14 protein-coding genes are annotated in these 24,651 nt (G+C 44.5%); 8 read left to right on the top strand and 6 right to left on the bottom strand.

Translation table 11 applies throughout. The features are described 5' to 3' along the window. Positions 1–3 precede the first annotated feature (3 nt). A complete protein-coding gene (locus tag A1D16_RS03980; RefSeq protein ID WP_290707937.1) occupies positions 4–1,086 on the bottom strand; it encodes a glycoside hydrolase family 43 protein in 1,083 nt (360 codons plus the stop codon). 161 nt (positions 1,087–1,247) lie between these two features. Then, complete coding sequence (locus tag A1D16_RS03975) at positions 1,248–4,130, bottom strand: DEAD/DEAH box helicase (RefSeq protein WP_290707936.1); 2,883 nt, start codon at positions 4,128–4,130, stop codon at positions 1,248–1,250. 85 nt (positions 4,131–4,215) lie between these two features. Between A1D16_RS03975 and pafA the strand changes: the two genes are divergently transcribed. Next, entirely contained in the window at positions 4,216–5,874 is a 1,659-nt protein-coding gene (pafA, locus tag A1D16_RS03970) for an alkaline phosphatase PafA (protein WP_290707935.1), read from the top strand. 71 nt (positions 5,875–5,945) lie between these two features. Here the strand turns inward: pafA and A1D16_RS03965 are convergent, their stop codons facing one another. Then, entirely contained in the window at positions 5,946–6,395 is a 450-nt protein-coding gene (locus tag A1D16_RS03965) for an SRPBCC family protein (protein ID WP_290707934.1), read from the bottom strand. Positions 6,396–6,569: 174 nt separating this feature from the next. On the opposite strand from A1D16_RS03965, the gene A1D16_RS03960 reads away from it, so the two are divergent. From A1D16_RS03960 to A1D16_RS03930, 7 genes are all read left to right on the top strand, one after another. Further along, entirely contained in the window at positions 6,570–7,187 is a 618-nt protein-coding gene (locus A1D16_RS03960) for a sigma-70 family RNA polymerase sigma factor (RefSeq protein ID WP_290707933.1), read from the top strand. Positions 7,188–7,251: 64 nt separating this feature from the next. Then, positions 7,252–8,292: a FecR domain-containing protein gene (locus A1D16_RS03955; protein WP_290707932.1), complete on the top strand. Its 1,041-nt coding sequence runs from the start codon at positions 7,252–7,254 to the stop codon at positions 8,290–8,292. A gap of 22 nt (positions 8,293–8,314) precedes the next feature. Beyond that, positions 8,315–11,695, top strand: a complete 3,381-nt coding sequence (locus tag A1D16_RS03950; protein WP_290707931.1) for a TonB-dependent receptor — start codon at positions 8,315–8,317, stop codon at positions 11,693–11,695. A gap of 30 nt (positions 11,696–11,725) precedes the next feature. After that, positions 11,726–13,282: a RagB/SusD family nutrient uptake outer membrane protein gene (locus tag A1D16_RS03945; RefSeq protein WP_290707930.1), complete on the top strand. Its 1,557-nt coding sequence runs from the start codon at positions 11,726–11,728 to the stop codon at positions 13,280–13,282. 9 nt (positions 13,283–13,291) lie between these two features. After that, positions 13,292–16,357 (top strand): glycoside hydrolase family 2 TIM barrel-domain containing protein, encoded by a 3,066-nt coding sequence (locus A1D16_RS03940; protein WP_290707929.1) that lies wholly within the window; start codon positions 13,292–13,294, stop codon positions 16,355–16,357. Between the two features lie 157 nt (positions 16,358–16,514). After that, on the top strand, positions 16,515–18,686 hold the full coding sequence (locus tag A1D16_RS03935; RefSeq protein ID WP_290707950.1) for an aminotransferase class III-fold pyridoxal phosphate-dependent enzyme: 2,172 nt from the start codon (positions 16,515–16,517) through the stop codon (positions 18,684–18,686). A 9-nt stretch (positions 18,687–18,695) separates the two neighbouring features. Then, positions 18,696–19,598 carry a DUF1338 domain-containing protein gene (locus tag A1D16_RS03930; RefSeq protein WP_290707928.1) on the top strand — a complete coding sequence of 301 codons (903 nt, stop codon included), beginning with the start codon at positions 18,696–18,698 and terminating at the stop codon, positions 19,596–19,598. Between the two features lie 104 nt (positions 19,599–19,702). Here A1D16_RS03930 and A1D16_RS03925 read toward each other — a convergent pair whose 3' ends face one another. From A1D16_RS03925 to A1D16_RS03915, 3 genes are all read right to left on the bottom strand, one after another. Continuing rightward, complete coding sequence (locus A1D16_RS03925) at positions 19,703–20,095, bottom strand: hypothetical protein (RefSeq protein WP_290707927.1); 393 nt, start codon at positions 20,093–20,095, stop codon at positions 19,703–19,705. Between the two features lie 263 nt (positions 20,096–20,358). Then, complete coding sequence (locus tag A1D16_RS03920) at positions 20,359–20,613, bottom strand: helix-turn-helix transcriptional regulator (protein WP_290707926.1); 255 nt, start codon at positions 20,611–20,613, stop codon at positions 20,359–20,361. A 62-nt stretch (positions 20,614–20,675) separates the two neighbouring features. Then, complete coding sequence (locus A1D16_RS03915; RefSeq protein WP_290707925.1) at positions 20,676–24,305, bottom strand: two-component regulator propeller domain-containing protein; 3,630 nt, start codon at positions 24,303–24,305, stop codon at positions 20,676–20,678. Positions 24,306–24,651: the final 346 nt, after the last annotated feature.

The raw sequence follows: 24,651 nt of genomic DNA, 5'->3' as shown, positions 1-24,651 counted from the left end.
GGCTTATTTAGTGGTTGGGCCGTATACCTTCAGTACACCTTCCTGGGAGATTTCCATTTTGTCGATGAACACTACCCGTTCTTCGCCTGTAGCACTGGTGCGTCCATGGTATACGCAAAGCATGGTTTTGCCATCGGGCGAATAGGTGATGCTATTGTGTCCGGTACCAGTTACAATTCCACCGCTATCGGTATTTTTTGCCAATACCGGGTTATTGGCTGCTTTGGTAAACGGACCAAGCGGATGCTGGGAAGTTGCATAACCAACCGCATAATTCTTGCCTCCGAAATAATTGGCAGAATACATCATGTAATAAGTGTCGTTGCGCTTGAATATAAAGGAACCTTCTGTCCAGCGGCGGTTTACCTCCCTGCTGGTAACCGATAAACTTTCCCAGGCGGCCTGCGGATCATCCATTTTTACAGGCGGGCGAAGCAGAAGTACAGGTTCTCCTATAGTGCCACTGAAATCGGGTTTGATTTCTACACCATATACCCAACTTTCCTCAATTTCCTGGAACCACCCTTTTTTTCGGGCCCAGCCGGCTACTTCTGATTCTACGGCATGTTTATAACAACAGCGGGAATAATACAGGTAAACCTTTCCATTTTCCGCAAATAAAACATTGGCATCAATGATCGGGTATCCCGGGTCAAAAATGGGTTCCTTCCTGAGGTCTGTGAATGGCCCGGTTGGCTTCTCCGATACCGCCACGCCGATTTTAAAATTTTCTTCTTCGTTCGTAGGATTTACGCTCCATTGTGCACTGTAGAACAGGTAAAATTTTCCATTCCGCTCATATACTTCCGGTGCCCAAAAAGAATGAATGCCCCAACCATTTTTATTGGTATTGTAATAAACCTGCCCTTCTGGTTTCCAGGTTTTGAGGTCGTCGGAAGAATAAGCTGAAAAGCCATCTTTAGCACCGGCTCCCGTTCCATACATATAATATTTGCCAGCTGTGGTTTTTAAAATATACGGATCCCCGAACTTTACATCAATGGGATTTTGAGCGCCTGTTTTTTTCTGTGCAATACCGTTGAAAAGCAGAAAAAACGAAAGCAGACTAAGAAGCGATTTTAACATGGTTAATTTTTTTTCAAATGGCAGCAGGTAAGTGCAGTCGATAATCGAGCAATGAAGATAATTTCTAAGCAATTCCGATTTGCGCTTTGATACATATTGACGATTATTTGATACAAACTGAAAGGAGAAGGCCTTTTTTGGGAGCTGCCGGCGTTGGTAGTTTAACCTAGTAATGTTTTCCAGTCTTCTTTGGTCATAGCGTTAAAGAATGCATTGCCGCTTTGTACCAGCCCGGCAGAACGCTCTTTTTTGTTTTTTTGTAGCTTTTGCATTTTTTCTTCCACTGTACCGGGGCAAATAAGCCGTATGGCCTGCACATTTCGATGTTGTCCGATGCGGTAGGCGCGGTCTATTGCCTGATCTTCTACCGATGGATTCCACCAGGGGTCAACCAGGTATACATAACTGGCTGCAGTAAGGTTAAGTCCCACGCCTCCAGCTTTAAGACTGAGGAGAAATACCCGCACGGAGGGGTCTTGCTGAAAGCGGTCTACAACTGCCTGGCGATTACGGGTAGCACCTGTCAGGGTTTCAAACAAAATGCCCATTTTATTCAGTCGCTCGGATAACAGGTCCAGCATCGATACAAACTGAGAAAATACCAGGATTTTATGATGCGGAGATTTAATTTGGAGCTGTTCCACCAATGTATCCAATTTAGAAGAGCCTTCGCCCTGCAGGTAATCGGCCTCTAATAGGCCCGGATCATCACAGATCTGCCTTAATTGGGTAAGGCCTCGTAGAACATGCATGGAATTGCGGAGGATCTCGTCTTCCATTTTGTCTTCCAGGTAATCCCTCAATTCTTTTTCATATCGGTCATAAACAGCACGTTGAGCTTCTCCCATCGGGCAATAAAGCACTTGTTCTATTTTGTCCGGGAGCTCCTGCAATACTTCATCTTTGGTACGCCGGAGAAGGAATGCAGCTGTTTTCTGCTGTAATTCCTCCATCCTTTTTCGATTTTCATACCGGTCGATGGGAATTGAATAAATATCCTGGAAGTATTTTTTTGACCCTAGCAAACCCGGGCAGGCAAAGGAAAACTGTGCAAATAAATCCATCGTGTTGTTTTCAAACGGGGTGCCGGTAATTGCTAACCGGTTATAGGAACGCAACATCTGTACTGCCTGGTAGCGCTGAGAATCGGGGTTTTTAATTTGCTGCGATTCATCCAGTATTATATAACCAAATTCAAACCGGCGCAAGTGACTGATATCTGTTAACAGGGTACCATAAGAAATCAATACCAGGTGGTAGTTGTCAAAATCGGCGGTGGTTTTAGGGCGGTTAGCACCATGCAGTGTTAAAGTAGAAAGAGACGGCGCAAAACGCTGCAGCTCTACCTGCCAGTTAAAGAGCAGGGAGGTTGGCACCACCAGCAGGTGCGGCTGCTTCCAGCTTTTTTCTTGTAGCAGTAATAAAAATGCAATAACCTGAACGGTTTTTCCCAACCCCATATCATCGGCCAGTACAGCTCCAAACTGCTGCTGATGCAGAAAATACAGCCAGCTTAAGCCTTGCTGCTGATAGGGTCTTAATGCTGTTTGAAGTGTTTCAGGTACGGTTGCTTTTTCAATTGCCCTGATATCGGTTAGTCGTTTCCGGTAGTTGTTAATCTTTTCAAGGGTTGCCGGCTCTATCTCCTCTTCTGAGAACAGTTGATCGATTGCTTCAAACTGCGTGCCCGGAATCACCAGGTCCTCCCCCATAACAGCTGCACCAAAGAAAAATTTCGACATTCGGTCTATCCACTCATTGGGTAAAAGCCCCAAACTTCCATCATCCAACTGTACATAGTTTCGTTTATTCCGGATAGCTTTTTGCAGCTCCTGCAAGGAGGCGGTCTGTTCTCCGAATTGTGCTTTTAGTTTTACATTAAACCAGTTTAGCCCGGAAACTACCTGCACAGAAATGGTCGCTTTATGCGCATTTTTTTTATTGTCTTTCAACTGGTTAAAACCAAAAATAGTAATGCCGGCCCTTCTCCATTGGTCAAAAACATTCAGAAACCAGTCTTCGTCCAAAAACCTGTCGCGGTGAAGATAGAAATAAGGCAGTTCCTCTTCCAGTTGTTCCAAAAAATGAGGGTGTTGTTTCAGGAGCAGGGAGAGGAAGGCTTTTTCACTGGCTTCGTTCCGGTGAATAGCCAGCAACCTGCCTTTTGAGCCGGGCAGGTAAACCATTTTTTTACTGCGAAGCGGTAATTCTGTATTGCCGTATCGCACCATGGGTTGTATAGTTATATATTGCCCCAGGTCAGAAAGGTAGATCAGTTTTTCCTGCGCCCCATGCCAGCCTGCGTCAACCAGTTCCTGCGTATCCGCAGGATCAATATCATGGCGAATGATCCTGATTTTTTCTTCCAGTTTGGACACTATTTTTTCTTGCAACAGGGCCCACTGCGATTCATGGAACTGCAACTGCGGACGGGTTCTGAAAAACTGGAGTAATTTGATAATAGTACGGTTAGAAGGCAGCCAGAGCTGGTTTTGGTGCAGCAGGAAAATGCCGTATTTGAAGGGTATGTCCTTCGGATGGAAAGGTTGTTTTTCCAGTATTATTTCCGGAATAAGCCGCAAAGAACCTGCCGATTTATAAAGTAAGAGGTGAAAGTCTTCCAATATATTACCAACCTGTACTTCTTCCAATGAACCCGCACTTACATTTTCAGAAAATTCAGGATTATGATAGAAAAAACGCAGCTGTAACGGGTTTTTAATAATCAATTTAAGTCCGCGCAGGTCGGCAGCCGACAATTCGTTGGAAGGAGTTAATTGAAAACGGCTAATGGCAGCATAGAAACGTACAGCATCTACCTCCGTGCCTGTTTGCAAAGAAGCATCGGTTGCGCTTACCGGTATAAGCGGGTTGCGGATTTTTCCAGCTTTAGTAACAGGTGCATCATAGAGCTCAATACAGAGTGATTTATGAAAACGGAATTGCTTCAGTACTACAATTCGCTGGTGATGGCTGTTTTGCGACAGGCAGGGTAATTCCTCGATAGGTACTAATAAAGCAGAAAGATCCTGTATTGAATCCATACCGCAATTTAAAATTTAGAACAGGATGCGATGGAATATTTCTTATTTTGACTCCTTAATTGAATAGTCGTTCAATTTTATTTATATGAAAAAATTTAAATATTTCTCGTATCTCCTACTGGTTCTCAGTACGTCTAAAGGTTTTGCACAAGCAGTTCAGGAAAAACTGCCACGTCCTAAACTGGTGGTGGGTATTGTGGTAGACCAAATGCGCTACGATTACCTTTACCGGTATTATGACCGGTATGGCAACGGAGGTTTCAAACGTATGCTAAAAGAAGGATTTTCTTTTGAAAATACCTATATAAATTATATACCTACCTATACTGCCATTGGGCATACTACTATTTACACGGGTTCTGTACCGGCCATTCATGGCATTGCAGGCAATGACTGGGTAACACAGGCAACTGGGGAGGAAACCTATTGTACCAGTGATGCATCGGTGGCTACGGTAGGTGCTTCCAATAGCAGCGGAAAAATGTCGCCCCGGAATTTATTAACCAGCACCATTACTGACGAACTGCGACTGGCTACCAATTTCAAATCAAAAGTGATCAGCATTGCATTGAAGGACCGGTCGTCTATTCTGCCGGGTGGTCATTTTGCCAATGCTTCCTATTGGTACGATGGAGAAACAGGTAATTTTATTTCCAGTACTTTTTACCTGAAAGAATTACCGGCATGGGTGAATCAGTTCAATGCGCTCCGGCAACCGGAGCAATTCCTGAGTAAGGATTGGCACACCCTTTACCCCATCAGTACCTATGGCCAAAGTATAGCTGATAATAATGAGTACGAGAATAAGTTCAGGGGTACCGATGCGCCGGTAATGCCGGTGTATACTTCCAGGCTGATGAAGGAAAACGGATTAGGTTTGTTGCGCTCCACCCCCTACGGTAATACCGTAACGCTCAATTTTGCTATGGAGGCAATGAAGAAAGAAGCGCTGGGAAAAAACAATACCGGTGCAACAGATTTTCTTGCCATTAGCTTGTCGTCGCCGGATTATATCGGCCACCAGTTTGCATTGAATGCTATTGAAATTGAAGACAACTATTTACGGCTGGATAAGGACCTGGCAAATTTTTTCAACTATCTAGACCAGGCCGTTGGAAAAGGGCAGTATACAGTTTTCCTGAGTGCCGACCATGGGGCGGCGCATAACCCGCAGTTCCTGATCGATCGGAAAGGAAGTGCCGGGTATTTTAATTCAGATGCGGCGGAAAAGGGGCTGAATGCACTACTTAAAGCCAGAACAGGCGTTGACTCCCTGGTAATTAGTTTAGCCAACTACCAGGTTCATTTCAACTACAAACGGATCCAGGAAAAATCAATCAGCGAAAAAGAACTAATTGAGCTGGCAGTTCCTTACCTGCAAAAACTGGAGGGTATTTCCTTTGTTACGCCAATGGCAAATGCGGCAACAGCAGCTATTCCGCAACTCCTGAGAGAGCGGATCATAAATGGCTATAATTATAAAAGAGGGGGAGCTATCCAATTTGTACTGGATCCCCAGTTATACAGTGGCGGACCCAGGTCAAAAGGAACCACACATGGCAACTGGCATCCGTATGATTCCCATATTCCTTTACTGTTTATGGGTTGGGGTGTGAAAGCGGGTGCCTCTAATCGGGTAGTACATATGACCGATATTGCGCCAACTGTTGCTGCTTTATTACATGTACAGGAACCGAATGGAAATATCGGCCAGCCCCTGGTGGAACTACTTAATAAACGATAATAGTACGCTTCTAAAAAACAATCCCATGCAAGATCTTGCATGGGATTGTTTTTTAGAAGAGCGGCAATGGATTATGCATCCGGTATTGTTGGTTCTACCAGTCTTTTCAACTTGTCCAGTGACTCCTGCCAGCCGAGGTAACACATTTCCGCAGGTATCATTTCGGGGATACCCGTTTGCGAAATGGTCAATTCTGTACCACAGATCACTTTTTTAAACCGGATCGTAACTATCATTTCCCCAGGCATGTTAGGATCATCAAAGCGGTCGGAATGTTTGATCAGTTCATTTTCTGTTATTTCCAGATATTCTCCACCAAAAGAATGACCATTACCGGTACTGAAATTGATAAAGGACATTTTATACGAACCTCCTGTTTTAAATTCCATATGGTGCACTTTGGCCAGGAAACCATAAGGTGGCAGCCAGGCAGCATACGCCTCGGGACTAGTAAATGCCTTAAAAACTTTTTCTGGCGGAGCTGCCAATACCCGGTGTAATTGAACTTGATTACTTGACATCTGATACTATTTTTGATTAAATAAGTAAGGTTAACAGAACAAAGATGCGCGGAAAATAATTGATTGCCGGGGGGCAGTTCTGACAGCTTAGGGGGTAGTTTCTGACAAGCTATGAAAAATCAGGAATTATTCAGATTCTGGACTGAATTCGCCATATTTGACTATCCCTGCTGCATGAAAAACGAACTGCTTAATACCCCATCTCCGGATTACCAGCAATGCTGGATAGATTTCAGGTCGGATCAGGAAACCGGCCTATATACCCTGTATAACCACGAATATGACCGGTTATACCGGTATGGTATGCTTTCTTCACAAGACCCCCACCTGGTTAAATCCGCCATTAATTCTACTTTTCTGGATCTCTGGGTCCGGCGCGCACAGCTACCCGAGGTTGAAAATGTAAAAGGGTATCTTTTTATCTGCTTCAAACGTCAACTTTTCCAAACCCTGCGTAAAGAACAGGGCCGACCGCTGCAATTGCAGGATGGCAGCCCGGTGCTTTTATCGGAAGCCTCTTTTGAGGACGCATTGATCGGGCATGAATTAGACGAACGCAGGAAAATCCGTATCAAAAAAGCGCTTGCCTGTCTTTCCGAACGACAACGCCAGTTTATTCAACAGCGTTTTTTCGAGGACATGAATTACGAGGAAATTGCTGAGCAATCAAATACCTCTGTTAGAACCGTATACAATACCATTCATGCGGCCATTAACCGGCTAAGGGCAGAGCTGGGAGATGCCGACCTGCTGGTTATTCTGCTCCTGGCCGGCCTGCCGATAAAATTTTAAAAAAAACTTATCAATTCTTTGGTAAAAACTGCAAGCACCATTCCTCTTTAGTTAAGTTAACAGCATGACGAAGTTCCATCACTACACCATTGAAGAATTGTTATTGGAGGATTCCTTTGTACACTACTGCCTGGCTACCAATGACCAGGCTGTGGAAGAATGGGATACCTGGCTAAAGCAATACCCCGATCAGCAGAAGAAAATAGAGGCTGCGAAAAAGCTCTTGTTTTCACTGGGTATACGTCTTACCAAGGAAGAAAAACAACTGGAGTTGGAGAAGCTGAAAGCCGCTGTTCAGTTAGAAAAACAAAACAGGCAATTGCCGCAGGCCTGGAGGCCATCCGGTAAATCCATGGTTAGGTCGGTAGTTAGTATTGCCGCCGCTGTACTGCTTTTTTTTGCCGGGTACCAGGTTAGCAACTGGTTTAGTTCAGCGCCTGTTTCCGATACCAGGCTCGCTTACGAAATCATTCATTCCGGAAACGGGGAAAGGAAGATGCTTGAATTAAGCGATGGTTCTTCCGTTATTCTTAATTCCAATAGCCGGCTGAAAATTCCGGTGGATTACAACCTCCATACCCGAAGTCTTGAATTAGAGGGAGAAGCCTTGTTTGAAGTAGCTCCCAATAAGAAAAAACCTTTTCTGGTGCGTGCTGAACAAACAACAGTTGCGGCACTCGGAACGGTTTTTAAGGTTCGTGCGTATGCATTTGAACCCGGGTTGCAGGCCTTACTGCTCGAAGGAAAAATAAAACTGTCGTCAGCCGCAAAGCCGGCAGCGGCCAGCTTCTTATTGCCGGGGATGCAATACAGTGCAGAAAGAAAAACCGGAACTGTTTCCTTGCTCAACTTTGACCAGGAACAGGAAGCTGCATGGCGAAAGGGCAGGTTGATTTTTCGGAATGCATCACTCGAACAGATAAGAGAAACCCTTCAATACTGGTACGGTATGGAAGTAATACTTAAGAAAAACTCCCACAAACCTGTTCGCTTTAACGGGGAGTTTGATAACAAGGAACTCAAGGAGGTAATGACAGCTATCGCTTATGTAAATAATCTTTCCTACACTATAAATGAGAACCAGCTTACAATAATTTCCAGGTAACAACCAACTATAACACTGCTATATGAAAAAAATGAACCGCACCGTTAGGTGGCGTAACGGCCTTGTATTGTCTCTGCTCTTGTATTTTTGCCTGCTCCCCGGCATTTTGCCAGCGCAAACGGGAAATGCAGCCAGCCAGCGAATTGAGATCGGATTTACCGATGCTGATATTCGTTCTGTTTTTAAACAGATCAGCTCAAAAACCAACCTCAAATTCTCCTACAACGAAGCTGATCTGGTGTCTTCCGGTCCAATCCGGTTGGAGAAAAAAAATCGTACCCTGGGAGAATTACTTCAGTTGGTTGGTCAGCAGGCTGGCCTTGAATTCAGGGTAGAGAAAGACCTTATATTGGTTAAGCCTCAGGTAAAAAAAGATCCTTCTCTGGAACAGGCAGGTATAAGCGTCAAAGGAACCATCCGGGCAGCGGGCGGAGAAAGCCTGGCAGGAGCATCGGTGCGGGTACGTAATTCAGGTGCTGGTGTTTCCTCCGATGAAGCAGGTAATTTTCAATTGAATAATGTTCCTGCCTCCGGCGTGCTTGAAATCAGCCTGGTTGGTTTTGAGGCAATAACAGAACCCATACAGGGAAGAACACAGATCGCCCTAACCCTGCAACCCACCAGCCAGCAGATGGACCAGGTAGTAGTTGTAGGATATGGCACCCAGCGAAAAAGAGATGTGATCGGTGCCGTGTCTTCTGTGAATACTAAAAATATGGAGAAACTGGCTGGCGGAAATGTGGCTACCATGTTGCAGGGGCAGGTAGCGGGTATTAACGCAGCGCCTGGATCGGGCGATCCGGGAGCTCCACCGGTGGTATTGGTTCGCGGACTTTCCACTATTGGCAATAATGATCCTTTATACGTAATTGACGGAATACCGGGCGATATCAATGCTATTAACCCCAATGATATCCAGTCTATCGATGTGTTGAAAGACGCATCGGCGGCTACCATCTATGGTTCACGGGCCTCTAATGGCGTAATTATGGTTACGACCAAACGCGGCCGTGCTGGTAAAGTAATAATAGGCGTTAATTCCTATTATGGCATCAACCAACTGGCTAAAAAACTGCCCCTTGCCAATCGGGTGCAATACAATTCCATTATGAAACAGGTGGCGCAAAATGATGGTATCACCCCGCTGGATTATGTTTCTTCTGATACCTACACAGATGCAAACGGTCAGCAACAGCGATATCCTGATACAGATTGGCAGGATGCTTTTTTCCGGACTGCCCCTGAAAATAAAATAGATGTATCTGTATCCGGCGGTACAAAAGACATGCGGATGAATGTTTCTTTTGGCCGTTTTGCCCAGGAAGGCATTGCAATCGGTAGTAATTTCGAACGCTATAATATTCAGGTCAATTCCGACCTTACAAAAGGCCGGTTTAAATTCGGTGAATCCTTTACCTACTCCAAAACCAATCGTCGTCTTTTACAGGGCTCCAATGAAAGCAGGGCAAATGGACAAAATGCCGGTTATCCCATCATGTATGAAATGATTAACCGCGTGCCTCACCATCGCCTGTATGATGCTAATAACGATGGTGGTTTTGGAAGCCGTATCGGGTTTCAGATGAGTGATGCCATTAACCCGGTTGGGTACCAGACCCTTGTAACCAGCCGGGATGAACCCACTTATTTCATAGGTAATATTTTTGGCGAATACCAAATCATTGCTCCCTTAAGTTTTCGGTTACAATATGGATTTAGTTCTAACGAAGGGTTTAGCTATACCAAAACTCCTACCTACTATATGGGCGATAAAGCGCAGAACCCCAACGCCCAGTTATATGAGTCCAGAGATCGGAAATTCAGGGATGTACTGAATGCAGTATTTACCTATTCCAAAATCTTCCGCGAGCTGCACAGCCTGAATGTTGTGGCCGGCTTTTCGCAGGAGGGCGAAAACTACCGCAGTCTTTCCGGAAGTAATAATAACCTGCCCTCCAATGATCTGGGTTCCTTAAACGGGGGAATAGGCGATAAATCGGCCGGTGGGGTATTGCTGGAAAGCACCCTGCGTTCCTGGTTTGCAAGAATGAACTATTCTTATGCTGGAAAATACCTGTTAGGCGCCAGTGTTCGGAGAGATGGATCTTCGCGTTTTTCAGAAGCTAATAAATACGGAACCTTTTACTCGGTTTCTGGTGCCTGGAGAGTAAGCGAAGAAGATTTTTTCAGCAATCGTTTTTCGCAAATCAGTGATCTGAAACTCAGGGCCAGCTATGGCGTGTTGGGTAACCAGAGTATACCGGATTATCTCTATCTGCCGGCAACAGTTAATTCTGGCAACCCAACTACCAATTACCCGTTCGGTTCCGGTCTGCGTCAGAATATAGCAGTAGGTGCCATAATAACCAATGCTTCCTCCCCGGATATTCGCTGGGAGCAATCTGCTACCTTTAATGCCGGGCTCGATCTTTCTATTTTGAATGAACGCTTGCTGCTGATCGTGGATTATTTCCGCACCAGAACCACTGATATGCTGGTAACTATTCCGCTTCCGCCAAGTGCCGGGTTGTTATCAAATCCTATCCGTAATGGCGGTGAAATGCAAAACCAGGGAATTGATCTGGCGCTGACCTATCGCAAGAATAAAGGGGAACTGAAGTTTGATATCACCGCTAATATTACTGCAAGCCGAAATAAAATTATTCAGCTTGGATTCGCCGATGAAGCCTTTACAGATGGTTATATGGATTTTAATAATTTTCCAACCACCAGAACAGAAGTAGGTGGACAAATAGGACGATTCTACCTGTATAAAACAGACGGTGTAATCAAAACACAGAAAGAACTGGAAGACGTTAAAACCATTCAGCCAAATGCACAATTGGGCGATATTCGGTTCGTTGATATTAATAAAGATGGAGAGTTGAACGATAACGACCGAACTTTTATGGGAAGCGGACTGCCTAAAATGGAATTCGGCCTCACTTCCAATTTTTCCTATAAGCGCTTTGATTTAAATATTTTCTTCCAGGGTACCCAGGGGAATTATATGTACAATGGCGCCAAACGACTGATGTACCAGAATACAATCTTTAATAAATCTACCGATTTGCTGGATGCCTGGTCGCCCGCTAATCCTGGCAGTTCTATTCCACGTGTATCTATTGTGGATGCAAACGGTAATATGGGCAGGCCCTCTGACCTGTTCCTGGAAAAAGCTTCCTATCTCCGCCTTAAAAGTATGCAATTAGGCTACCGCTTCCAGGTAAAAGGAATCAATGCCTTACGGGTGTACCTGGGTGCAAGCAATATTTTTACTATTACCGGTTATTCGGGTTACGATCCCGGTGTAGTTAACTATTCCTCTTTTGCAAGAGGGGTAGATCGGGGACTATACCCGCTTTCGAGGAATTATTTTGCCGGGCTTAACCTGGAATTTTAACCTGATCTGTAAACGATTAAATCTACTGCCATGACTATAAATAGGTTATATGGATTACTTCTTTCAATAGGACTACTTACCGCGGCCTCCTGTTCCAAATCCTATCTCGATAAAGAAAACAGAAACGAGTTGTCCGGTTCTTCTTTCTGGAAAACAAAAACACAGGCTATACAGGCAATAACTGCTACCTATGCAGCGCTTCAGGCTGCCGATGGTTCCAAGTGGACCTGGTTCGAAGAAACCTATGTGGCTGCTGAATACAAGACCGATGAAATGATTAACAATAAAGCAGAAGGTTATGGTAAAAGCCTTCAATCATTTACACATACCACGGATGAAAGTAGTTTTACCAACCTCTGGCATATGTGTTTTGCAGGCATCAACCGGGCCAACCAATGTATAGAGAATATTCCCCGCGTGTCTTCCAATGCACAGAACGGGTTGAGTGAGGAGGAAAAAGCAAGTCTTATTGCAGAGGCAAAATTTTTACGGGCTCATTTTTATTTATTACTACAAAGTTATTTCACGAATATTCCGCTGCTAACCGCTTTACCCGCTTCCAATGCTGATTTTTATCCTGCACCTGCTTCCGAAGCAGCTATCTGGGAACAGATCGAAGCAGACTTAAAGGAAGCCGCAGCCAAGCTGCCCGCTTCGAGGGATGAGCTGGAACTGGGCCGGGTAACAAAATATACGGCTACCGCCTACCTGGGTAAAGCCTACCTGTTTCAGGAAAAATTTGAACTGGCTTCAGATGCGTTTGAAACAGTTATTAATAGCGGGAACTACCAGCTGCTGAATAAATACGAAGACAATTTCAACGGCCTGGCGGAAAATGGCCGGGAATCAATTTTTGAAATTCAGTTCTCCGGCGATCGTACGAACGGTAATGACGAAAGAACACCCATGCCCTGGGAAGTTAGTCCCTATGCGTTAAACGGCTGGGAATTATTCTACCCCTCCGAATGGCTTGCAACAGAACTTAAGACCGACAAACGTACAGATGGTGGATTCAGTGACCGTGTATACGGAACCATCTTCTTCGATGATCCGGAATCACGCGCAGCGGTGGTAGACCAGCCGGGTGTTGTAAAACGTTATGCTGATGTAAAAAATGACCTTAATAACGACGTATATTTCAAAAAGTATACAACCCCAACCGACCTGGCTGATAACGGATTTTATACCGGGCAAAATATTCATCTGATGCGCTATGCCGATCTGTTGTTGATGCAGGCAGAAGCGCTGAACGAACTGGGTCAAACGGCCGATGCCCTGCTGCTGGTAAACCAGGTAAGGGAAAGAGCAAAGGCTGCTGCCCTGGTTGCTCTTGATAAACAAGCATTAAGGCAGCAGATAAGGCATCATGAACGCCCCTGTGAATTATCAATGGAATATGCCATCCGCTGGCCCGACCTGTACCGCTGGAGCCGTAGTAAAACGGCCCCCGAAAAAATTAAAACTGTAATGGTCAATCACCAGCACGAGTTTGCCACCAACTTTATAGACGGAAAACATGATATCTATCCGGTTCCGCTTTCGGAAATAAACAAAAATCCAAATAGCAAACAGGCGCATAACTGGTAAATAGAAGGGATGATAACGAAACGTACAGCCAGGTTCATTGGTTTGGCCCTGGCTTTTTTTACTTCAATTCATGGCAGATCCCAACAGGTAAATGATTGGGAAAACCCACTGGCTGTATCCTATAATACCAGTGAGCCGCGGGCCTGGTTTCTACCCCAGGACCCCAGCGCCGTAATAAATCTCGACGGGGCCTGGAAATTTAATTGGGTCAAAAATCCCTCTCTCCGGCCGGCAGATTTTTACCAGGTTGATTTCGATTATCGCAACTGGGCTACCATCCAGGTGCCTTCCAACTGGCAAACAGAAGGCTATGACCGGTTTATTTTTACAGATGTGGAGTATCCTATTGCCGTCAACCCGCCTTTAGTACCGCAGGATTTCAATCCGGTTGGCTCCTACATAAGAGAATTTGATTTGCCCGGAAACTGGGATGGGCAGCAATTGCTACTGCGCTTTGGTGCAGTTAATTCCTTTTTTTATTGCTGGGTAAACGGGCAGTACCTGGGATTCAGTAAGGATAGCAAAACACCAGCAGAATTTGATGTGTCTGCTTACCTGAAAAAAGGCAAAAACAGGCTGGCAGTACAGGTCTTCCGGTTTAGCGATGGTACCTACCTCGAAGGACAGGATATGTGGAAGTTGAGTGGAATTGAACGATCGGTTCTATTAATCAGGCGGCCTGTTTATTATATCCGCGACTTTGTTTTGAAAGCTGGTTTAGACAGCAGTTACAGCACGGGTATTTTTAGGCTGGATATAGAAATGGCAGGAAAAACCACCCGTAAAAAAGGCAGCCTCGAGGTTACATTGCTTGATGCCCTGCCTGCCTCCGGCCCGGTATTTTCCGTAGTACAGAAGATCGGCGACCATCCTATGCGGGTAGAACAACAAATCCCCGCTGTAAAGTCCTGGAATGCCGAAGAACCCCATTTGTATACGCTGTTGTTAAGGCATAAAGACGAACGGGGAAAATTGCTGGAAACAATCCGGCAACAGGTGGGTTTTCGTACCACCGAGGTTCGGAACGGATTATTTCTAATCAATGGCAAAGCGGTTAAACTGAAAGGCGTTAACCGGCACGAGCATGATATGATCAAGGGTAAAGTAATAACCCGTGAATCTATGGTGAACGATATACGCTTGATGAAAGCATTTCATATTAATGCCGTTCGAACCAGTCATTACCCCAATGCAGAAGAATGGTATGAACTCTGCAACCAGTACGGTATCTACGTGGTGGATGAAGCAAATATTGAGTGCGATGGCATGGCTTTTCATCCGTTGCAAACACTCTCCGATCATCCAGACTGGAAAGCGGCTTACCTGGACCGAACCAAACGTATGGTAGCGCGCGATAAGAATTTTGCCTGTATCATTACATGGTCACTAGGTAATGAAAGCCGGTTTGGGAGAAATTTTGAAGCAAGTTATTCCTGGTTGAAGCAATACGATGCTACCCGACCCGTGCAATACGAGGAGGCAAAGGATAATCCGTATACAGATATTTTTTGTCCCATGTATAAATCCACCCCCTTTTTGCTGGATTATGTTAAAGAGTGGCGGTCAAGGCCGCTTATCCTGTCTGAATACGCGCATATGATGGGAAACAGTGGTGGCAATTTGTCTGACTATTGGGAATTGATCTGGAATTACCCGCAGTTGCAGGGAGGATTTATCTGGGATTTTTCTGATCAGACATTTTTGAAGAAAAATGAAGCCGGACAATCCTATTGGGCCTATGGTACCGATATGGGCAATGTAGGGGCAACCAGCGATACGAGTTTTTGTGCAGATGGCATGTTTCAGGCCGACAGGCAGCCACATCCCCAGGCCTACGAAGTGCGGAAACAATATCAGCCGGTGCTGTTTCGTGCCCTGCCTTTCCGTTCAGCCATCCAGGTTCGAAACAGGTTTGATTTTAATACTATCCGCCAACATACACTGCGCTGGTCAGTAAAATCAGGCGGTAAACGGATGGCTTCCGGAGAGGTAATGGGACTTACGATTGAACCGGGCAAGGATACTACCATAACCCTTGCTATTCCTCCTGCTGCAAGCCTCTTGCGAAACGCCTCCTGGTTGCAGGTAGAACTTATTAATCCTGTAGCAGAAGGTTTATTAACGGCTGGTCATGTACTGGCAACAGAAGAATTCCAGATCTCCGGCGAGTTAGCCGAACCAGGTATAGCCAGGAACAACTTCCAACCGCTTAAGGCCGTTGAACGGGGAACGAATACCTGGCTGGAGAATGATGGCTTTTTTATGGTGTTTGACCGGCTTTCGGGCTGGTTAACAGCTTACGGGCCAGGGGGAACTAATTTATTGAAATCGCCCCTGGTTCCTGATTTCTGGAGAGCTGTAACAGACAATGATATCGGTAATAGCCTGCAGCTTCGGGCACAGGTATGGAAGCATGCTGCAGATTCAGCGCAGCTACTTGAATTTCAAATGGCCGAGCAGGCAGATACTGGCTGGTTGATAAGTACTAAACATTATTTTCCCACTGTAAAAGCGATTTACCAGACCAGTTATCGGGTAAAATCGTCTGGTGAAGTGGAGCTGGAAGGTAATATGATAGCAGCAGCTGCCAATTTGCCTGAATTGCCGAGATTTGGCTGGAAGGTTTTGGTAGACCGCAGCCTGCAGCAGGTACAGTGGTTTGGGAGAGGCCCCTTTGATAACTATGCCGACCGGAAACAGGCTGCTATGACCGATCTTTATCAGCTTCCTGCCAGTCAGCTCTTTCATCCGTATCCAAGGGCACAGGAATCCGGATACCGTACCGATACGCGGTATATGCAAATGACAGATGCAAAAAAGAAGGGTATCCGATTTGATACGGATACTGTTTTCTCTTTTGGGATTCTTCCCTTCGACCGGAAAAAAATTGATTTTGATCGCACCAAAAACATTCATGGCTCCACCGTAGATCCGGACGATTTTTTTTGGGTTAATATAGATTTGCAACAAATGGGGGTAGGAGGCGATAACAGTTGGGGAGCAAAAACCTATGCTGCTTACAGCTTGCCGTATCAGAATTACAGGTTTCGTTTTCGTTTCTGTATTATTAATTAATGGATAGAATTTGATCGTATGTATTTAACCAAGGAACAGATCAGCGACCTGCTGCAGCAAAACTATGGCTTAAGCGGTTCTATTGAACTTTTAAGTGGGTATGACGAACAGAATAGCCTGCTTACTACTGCCGACCACAAACGTTATATCGTAAAAAATTGCCGGACCGGAGCATCATTGGAGTTTTCTCGATGCCCAGGTTGCTATACTGCAGCAGCTCAAGCATTCGGACGTGTGGAATTATTTTCAGGAATTGCATGCCTCCGTTGATGGCCGTCTGCTTGTTCAGGTAGAGCTGGATAATATTCCTTATTTTATACGGGTACTCTCCTTTATTGAGGGTCGTTTCCTGGTAGAACGAAAGGAACATACCCCAGTACTCCTGGCTTCTATAGGATCTTTTTTGGGGAGGATGGACCTGGCACTGCGGAACTTTCAGCATCCGGCCATGCACCGGCACTACGAATGGGATATCTCTAATACGCCCGACGTATTTTCCAGCCTGCCTGCTATAAAAGATGCGGAGAAACGGCGTATTGCGGGGTATTTTCTCCTTCAATTTGAAATGGAAGTAAGGCCGGCGCTGGCAACCCTGCGGAAAGCCTATATACACGGCGATGCCAATGACTATAACCTGCTTACACAGGGTGATTCGGTGAGCGGTTTAATAGATTTCGGAGATATGGTATATGCCCCGTTAATAAATAACCTGGCAGTTGCCTGTACCTACTGCATGCTGCATAAATCCGATCCGCTGAATGCGGCGGCAGCGGTGATCAAAGCCTATCATCAGCAATATGCCATTACAAGGCAGGAAGCGGATCTGTTGTATTACCTGGTAGCCGGTCGTTTGTGCATCAGCGTGGTAAAAGCGGCGGTTAAACGAAGCCAGGAAAGTTCTAATGATCATCATTTTATATCTGAGGCGCCGGCCTGGGCTCTCTTGTACCAGCTAATTGAAATTAATCCCCTAAGAGCACAGCAGGTATTTCGGGAAGCCTGCAATTGGCCACAACCTCTGCCCGAAAAAACCGACCAGGATAACTTAATGGCCAGAAGATCTGCTGCTATTGGTAAAAACCTGAGCATCAGTTACCGGCAGAAATTAAAAATTGAACGCGGCGCACTTCAATACCTGTATGACGACCAGGGTAATACCTATGTAGATTGTGTGAATAATGTTAGTCATGTGGGGCACTGCCACCCGGTGGTGGTAAGGGCTATGCAGCAACAGCTGGCCATTCTTAATACCAATACCCGTTACCTGAGTGACCACCTGGTAGAGTATGCAGAAATGCTTACGGCAACACTGCCTTCCCGGTTAAAGGTTTGTTATTTTACTAATTCAGGCAGTGAGGCAAATGACCTGGCCATCCGTATGAGCCGGCATTTTACGCAACAAAAAGATATTATAGTACTCGATCATGCATATCATGGAACATCTACCACGGCTATTGAGATCAGTCCCTATAAGTTTGATGGTAAAGGTGGATTTGGACAGGCTGCCTGGGTGCATAAAGCAATGAATCCGGACGGGTACCGGGGGCCTTTTAAGTTCAATGATCCATTGGCAGGTAAAAACTATGCAGCCGATCTGGACCGGATTTTAGGGGAGATGCAGGAAGCAGGTATCAAACCTGCTGCATTTATTTGTGAAACCCTGTTGGGGGTGGGAGGGCAGATACCCCTGCCTGCAGGATACTTACAGGCCGTGTATGAGAAAGTAAGGGCAGTAGGTGGCCTTTGCATTGCCGATGAAGTGCAGGTTGGCTTTGGTAGGGTTGGGGAAAAGTTCTGGGGCTTTGAGTTGCAGCAGGTAGAGCCGGATATTGTTGTTATGGGAAAGCCGATAGGAAATGGACATCCACTGGCAGCAGTGGTTGTTACAGAAGAAATTGCCCGTGCATTTAATAACGGCATGGAATATTTTAATACATATGGAGGTAATCCTGTTTCTATGATAACCGGGAAAACGGTATTGCAGGTAATTCAGCAGGAAGATATGCAGGCACAGGCATTATCTACAGGTAATTACCTGATGGCCAAACTGAAAGAGCTGATGCAACGGCATTCCATTATCGGAGACGTACGCGGACACGGCTTGTTTATTGGTGTAGAGCTGGTACGTGATCGGGTAAGCCTGGAGCCCGCTGTGCCTGAAATAGAACAGGTAGTGGAACAAATGAAAAACAAAGGATTTCTGCTAAGTACAGACGGGCCGCTGTATAATGTGCTTAAGATTAAACCTCCCATGGTATTTAACAGGCAAAATGCAGACAGGCTGGTAGCCTTATTGGATGAAACAATTTCTGAACTCAACTATCAATAATATACAGGTATGCGGGCGGCTTCAACACAATTAAACAGGGTATTGGAAGGTTTGATGCAGCGTTATCAAAACCGGGTACCGGATGTTCAGGGAATTATTAATGCAATGATTCGGGAACAACTGATCGGGTCTGCGGATGATATTGAAAATGATCATATCGCTTTCCGTACATTAGGGGTTCCTCATTTGGGTATTCAATCTCTGGAGAAGATATTTATACAGCTGGGTTATGTAAAAAAAGATTATTATTTCTTCCCGGAGAAAAAGCTGGATGCTTTTTGGTATGCACCCCCCGAGCCAACATTGCCCCGGATTTTTATAAGTGAATTGCGGGTACAGGAATTGTCTGAAAAGTCAAAACAGATCATTCATTCCTATACTTCAACCATAATAACCGACCCGGTAGATCAACTGAACCTGGCCGATGCGTCGGTAATTGATGCTTTTTTACACAGTGGTCTATGGGAACTTCCCTCTGCATCTGATTACAAGGCATTACTGGAAGAATCTGAATATGCAGCCTGGGTAATTTATAACCGATACTACCTCAATCATTTCACCGTAAGTGTGCATCACTTAAAAGCAGGGTATAATACTATACCTGCGTTTAATGAATTCCTGGAACGAAATGGTTTTATACTGAATGATGCCGGCGGAAAAGTTAAAATCAGCCCCGATGGACTCCTATTACAAAGTTCAACCATTGCCCGGATGATAAAGGCAGTATTTGCGGGTGGTGAGGAACTGGAAATACCTGGCTCCTATGTAGAGTTTGCAGAGCGAAAACCCTTGCCGGAATATAGTGGCCTGCCCATCGGCATGTTGACTGGCATACACCGAAGAGAAGGGTTTGAAGCGGCTAATGCGAACCGTATATTTGAGAGCACCTATCGTACTCAAACGAACCGCTGATAACAGCTCCTGAACAGACACGAGCAGCTTAGCTAATAATGGGTTCATCCCCCGTTTATAAAACGCCCGTAGGTCCGCTGCGCGAGTTAACAAACTGTACAACATCAATTGTATTTTGCCAGTAATTGCGACAATATCAGGCGGAACCGGTCAATTGGTTCCAGTTTGCAGTAGAATGCATGCAGGCCGGTTTCCAAGGCCCGCAGCCTGAAACGCTCAGAATTATTTATACTGATGCCCAGCCATAGAATATCGGTATGTTTTGTTTTAAGTTCAGTTATCGTAGCTAGTACGGCTGGTCTTTTAGGAGAAAGGTCTATTATGCAAAGGTCTATATTAATACCGGAGTCCAGTAGTTCGAGTAATAAATGGTCGTTTTTGAGGACATATTGTACTCGTCCGCCCATTGATTCAACGATCTTTTTAATGACTTCCTGCATTGCCGGGTGCGATTCAACAATCGTAATGGAAGGTCTGTTTCCTTCTGCCCTATCCATATTCTAGGTTTTTAAGAAGTAAATGACTAAATAGAAATATGTACTATTGCAACAAAATGCCTGGCGGTTTATTCTGTAAATGAGCCCTGTAATTCAATGGTAGATGCCTGGGTGCATAATTCGTTTTCTCAGAAATTCGTATAGGGTAATGCGTGGTACTATGAAGGTACTGATTATAGTTCTTTTTTCCCCCCTCTCTATAGGATTTTAATGAGAACATTTTTTGATGTTATAACAATATCCTGCTTGATTGGGTGGCTGACTTATTGATTGTCTGGATCTTGTTTAAAACTGCTCGCATAGTCGCTGGGTGTTTGTCCATATTTTCGCTTAAACTCACGACTGAAATATTTTCTGTCAGAATAGCCAATTGCATAGGTTATTTCATTAATTGTATATTGATTTTTCTTCAAAAGTTCACTGGCTTTTTTCAGACGCATTGATTTTATGAATTCATTCACCGAAAGATTGGTTACGGCCTTTAATTTTTTGTATAATACAGGTACACTCATGGCCATTAACCTGGATAATTTTTCAACCCCAAATTCAGGATCATCAATGTGATTACCGATATGTTCGATCAGTGTTTTGATGAAATTGTATCGATGCTATTGGGGAGTTTGATCTCAATAGTGGAATCATCCTTCGTGTTGGTTAGGCTGTCTCTAAATAAGTCCTGCCCAAAATTCACCCTCATTTTCTCTTTTAACCGAAGCAGGTTTCGAACATTTAGTGCCAGCGCTTTAAGGTGGAATGGTTTGGTGATGTATATGTCGGCCCCGTTATTAAATCCGCTCAGGTGGTCGTTTTGCGTGCTTTTAGCGGTTAGTAATATTACCGGTATATGGGAGGTGGCGGGGTCGGTTTTAAGTTTATTACAAAGTTCCAAACCACTCATAACCGGCATCATTACATCGCTTATGATGATATCAGGCAATAGCTCCAATGCTTTTTCGAAGGCTTCCTGTCCATTTTCAACAGCAACTACGGTGTAGCTTGCCGAAAATGAATCAATAATTAGCTGAGTGAGCTCAGGATTATCCTCTGCCAGAAGAATCGTAAAGCTGCTGCCGGGTTGATCAGTGGAAATGGTATTTCCAACTTTTGTAGGTTCGTCATAAACAGTATCGGTATACCTTGCTGTATTACTGGTCGGTTGTAGCAATTCCTTTTGTAATGTTACCGTAAAGCTGGTACTACCGGTTTCGGAAGGTGTTGAAACCTGGCTGTTAATGGTAATTGTTCCCTTATGCAGTTCTACAATTTGCTTCGCAAGCGCCAGGCCTATGCCATAGCCTGTATTCTGCGGACCGTGTTCAGCTACCTGGAAAAAATTGTTGAATAACTTTTCATGGTAATTGGGATCTATTCCCCGGCCGTTATCGCTTACTGTAATAGTTACCTGTTGGTCGTCCTCTTTGATCTGAAGTATTACCTGGCCACCGGCATCTGTATATTTAAAGGCATTATCCAAGAGATTAATAAGTACCTTTTGAAATTGATCTTTATCGATGGCTAAATAAATGCTGTCCACATCGTGTATAAAAGAAAATCGAATGTCTTTGGAAAGCGAAAGCTCCACAAAACTGTCGTATATCCGTTCTAAATAAGGAATTAGATTGGTAGGTGTGAGTTGTAAGGAGTGATTGTTTTTTTCAATTTTTCGAAAATCCAATAACTCCGTTACCAATGTTAATAATCTAGTGGTATTAAGTTTGATTCGATTCAATACCGGATAATCAATGCTGCCCGGGTCTTTTTTATTGACCAGTTGCTCAAGCGGAAGCATAATTAAGGTAAGGTGGGTTCGTATTTCATGCGATATATTAGTGAAAAAATCCAATTTTAACTGGTGCAGCTCATTTTCTTTGTTTAACAGGGCTTTCATATGAAAAGAACGTAGTACAAAGAAGAGGATGCCTGCCAGTACGATGAAATACGCGCTGTAGGCCCACCAGGTAAGCCATATAGGGGGAAGAATAATGATCTGGAACTTTTTAACCGGGCTCCAGACGCCGTCATTGTTGGCCCCCTTAACGGTAAATGTATACTTGCCTGGAGGAAGGTTGGTATACGTGGCAGCAGGTAGCTGCGTAGAATTCCAGGTCAGATCGAAACCACTCAGCAGGTAGGAATACGTGTTTTTATCAGTCTTAATATAGTTAAGCAATGCAAAATCAATAGTGAAGGTGTTTTGATTGTGTTTGAGCGTAAGCGATGGTAATGAATCAGATGGGTTCCTGAACTCATGGGTGCCTATCCGGGTAGCTTCTTTGGTGGCGGTTACTGTAATTCCTGTAAAGAGAAGGGGCGATACCAGGTAATTGCACTCTATAAGCTGTGGATTGAACCGAGTGATGCCCTGTAATCCTCCAAAATATAACATCCCTTCCGAATCCTTCAAATAGGAATTTGCGTTAAATAAATTACCGGCCAATCCATCGCTGGTGGTAAAAAGTTGAAATGATTTACTGGAAGGATGGTACTTAATTATTCCCCGATCCGTGCTCATCCATATTTTATCCGGCTCCCGAAGTAGATAGTTTCCTTTTTCTATCAGAATACCCAAAATACTGGTAGCTGCGTAGGGTATATTTTCCCCGGACCTTTCCAGTATCCCGGTTGTAGGAGAGTATTTTACGAGGCCACTAAATTTTGTGCCCAGCCATATATTTCCTTCACTATCTTCTGCCAGGCAGTTGACGGCAGAATTTGTATCAATAACCGTAACGGTATTGTGGACAATTTTTAAGAGCCCTGCATCGCCACCAATCCAAAGTTGATGAAGGGAATCTTTAAAAACCGCTGATACTACAAAATCTTTCGGATAGGAGGGAAGCGAATCAGATAATGCATAGGGTTCCAGTGCTGTTCCATTTCTTTTAAAAACCTGGGCTCTTTTGTTTTTGATGATCCAGCAGCGTTCATTATCATCTTCCAGTATATGCGTTGTTTCACTCGATAAAATAGAGGTTTCATCCTTATCAAGCAAGTGCCGGGTGAATTTCCCTGTACGGGTGTTGAATACGCTAACGCCCCCGCCATGCGTACCTACCCAAATATGCTGATCTTTATCTATATATACATTTTTTACCAGGTTAGAACTCAGGCTGTTTGGATCATCGGGCTTATTGGTATAGACGGTAAACTTCCCGGTTTTTCTATTCAGGAGATTTAATCCGCCACCTTCAGTACCGATCCAGATATTTTTATTATGGTCTTCCGCCATTCCACTTACAATGTCATTGCTCAGTGAATTTTTGTTTTCTTCTTGCTGAATGGTTGTAAAAACTGTACTGATGGGGTAAATAGTATTTACGCCGCCAAAATAGGTGCCTATCCAAATGAGCTGTGCAGCATCTTTATAAAGTGTATAAATGGAGTTTTGACTTAAGGAATTTTTATCGGCCGTATTGTGCTGGTACGACCGGATTTCCAGTTTCACAGGATCTATTACACTCAAACCCTCCTGGGTGCCGACCCAGATTTGATTGTTAATGCTTAAAATTTCCCGTACATTATTATGTATAAGGCGAAATTTTTCAGCAGGCGCAGCCCCTATTCTTGTAAACGCTCCGGTTGACCTGGTATAGTAGTTGATGCCCGCATTTTCAGTTCCTATCCATAGTTTCTGGTAGCCATCTTCAGCTATGGATGTTATTGAATTGGAGCTGATACTGCCTGGTTTTTCGCTGGCATGGGTATAAAAATCTACCCGGTATTCCTGATTCCGGATAGTCATTTTGGCCAACCCTTTATTGGTGCCCACCCATAAAGCGCCTTCTTTGTCTTCATAAATGGCCCGGATAATATAATTGGGAAAAAAGGAACGAACCGTTTTATTGGAGGTATTCTTAAGCAGGTACAGTCCATTGGCAGTTCCTACCCAAATAGCCCCCACCCGGTCTTCATACAGGCTGTGGATATTTCCTACCCGGCTTCCCTCCAGCCAAATCCGTTCAAATGTATCGGTTGCGGGGTTATACTTATCCAGGCCACCCCCGGTACCAATCCAGAGAGTTGCTTTCGAGTCAAATAAAAGGGAGGTTATATTGTTGTCGGAGAGGGTAGTGCTGTCTTTTCCTTTTTGGTACAGCCGAAATCGATAGCCATCATACCTGTTAAGTCCGTTGGAAGTCCCAAACCACATAAAACCTTTTGCATCCTGGCAAATTGATAATACCGAATTGCTCACCAGTCCCTGTTCCAATTTAAGGTGATTAAAGCGTATAGGTTGAGCGCACAGCGTTATCGCCAACAGTAACGATGATATAAGTAGGGCGGATAGTTTACCGCAGCCTTTTAGTTGAGCAAGCATTTGTTCTGGCCTTTATAAGCAATCTGCATAAAGTTACACGAGGGGTAATTTAATAAAGAAACAATAGCATTTCCATTATTAATCAGCGAATTAAGCGATGCTTAAAAAAATCACCCCATTCATTTAAAGGAATCCCCCCTGCTGGTAAAACTGAATATGGAATTTTCAGGAGCTTCTTTTCAGGGCCCGTTCTCTTGCAGAATTTTCGGCGCCTGCTTTATTAACAAAACATCAAAAA

The organism is Flavihumibacter sp. CACIAM 22H1 (assembly GCF_001601815.1).
Taxonomy (GTDB): domain Bacteria; phylum Bacteroidota; class Bacteroidia; order Chitinophagales; family Chitinophagaceae; genus Flavihumibacter.
The sequence above is the reverse complement of the archived record's forward strand: the minus strand, read 5'-3'. Positions and strand labels throughout refer to the sequence as shown.

What these genes read in the sequence shown, in the direction of transcription:
- A1D16_RS03980 (WP_290707937.1), bottom strand. Translation starts at nt 1,086, where the DNA reads ATGTTAAAATCGCTTCTTAGTCTGCTTTCGTTTTTTCTGCTTTTCAAC.
- A1D16_RS03975 (WP_290707936.1), bottom strand. Translation starts at nt 4,130, where the DNA reads ATGGATTCAATACAGGATCTTTCTGCTTTATTAGTACCTATCGAGGAA.
- pafA (WP_290707935.1), top strand. Translation starts at nt 4,216, where the DNA reads ATGAAAAAATTTAAATATTTCTCGTATCTCCTACTGGTTCTCAGTACG.
- A1D16_RS03965 (WP_290707934.1), bottom strand. Translation starts at nt 6,395, where the DNA reads ATGTCAAGTAATCAAGTTCAATTACACCGGGTATTGGCAGCTCCGCCA.
- A1D16_RS03960 (WP_290707933.1), top strand. Translation starts at nt 6,570, where the DNA reads ATGAAAAACGAACTGCTTAATACCCCATCTCCGGATTACCAGCAATGC.
- A1D16_RS03955 (WP_290707932.1), top strand. Translation starts at nt 7,252, where the DNA reads ATGACGAAGTTCCATCACTACACCATTGAAGAATTGTTATTGGAGGAT.
- A1D16_RS03950 (WP_290707931.1), top strand. Translation starts at nt 8,315, where the DNA reads ATGAAAAAAATGAACCGCACCGTTAGGTGGCGTAACGGCCTTGTATTG.
- A1D16_RS03945 (WP_290707930.1), top strand. Translation starts at nt 11,726, where the DNA reads ATGACTATAAATAGGTTATATGGATTACTTCTTTCAATAGGACTACTT.
- A1D16_RS03940 (WP_290707929.1), top strand. Translation starts at nt 13,292, where the DNA reads ATGATAACGAAACGTACAGCCAGGTTCATTGGTTTGGCCCTGGCTTTT.
- A1D16_RS03930 (WP_290707928.1), top strand. Translation starts at nt 18,696, where the DNA reads ATGCGGGCGGCTTCAACACAATTAAACAGGGTATTGGAAGGTTTGATG.
- A1D16_RS03925 (WP_290707927.1), bottom strand. Translation starts at nt 20,095, where the DNA reads ATGGATAGGGCAGAAGGAAACAGACCTTCCATTACGATTGTTGAATCG.
- A1D16_RS03920 (WP_290707926.1), bottom strand. Translation starts at nt 20,613, where the DNA reads ATGGCCATGAGTGTACCTGTATTATACAAAAAATTAAAGGCCGTAACC.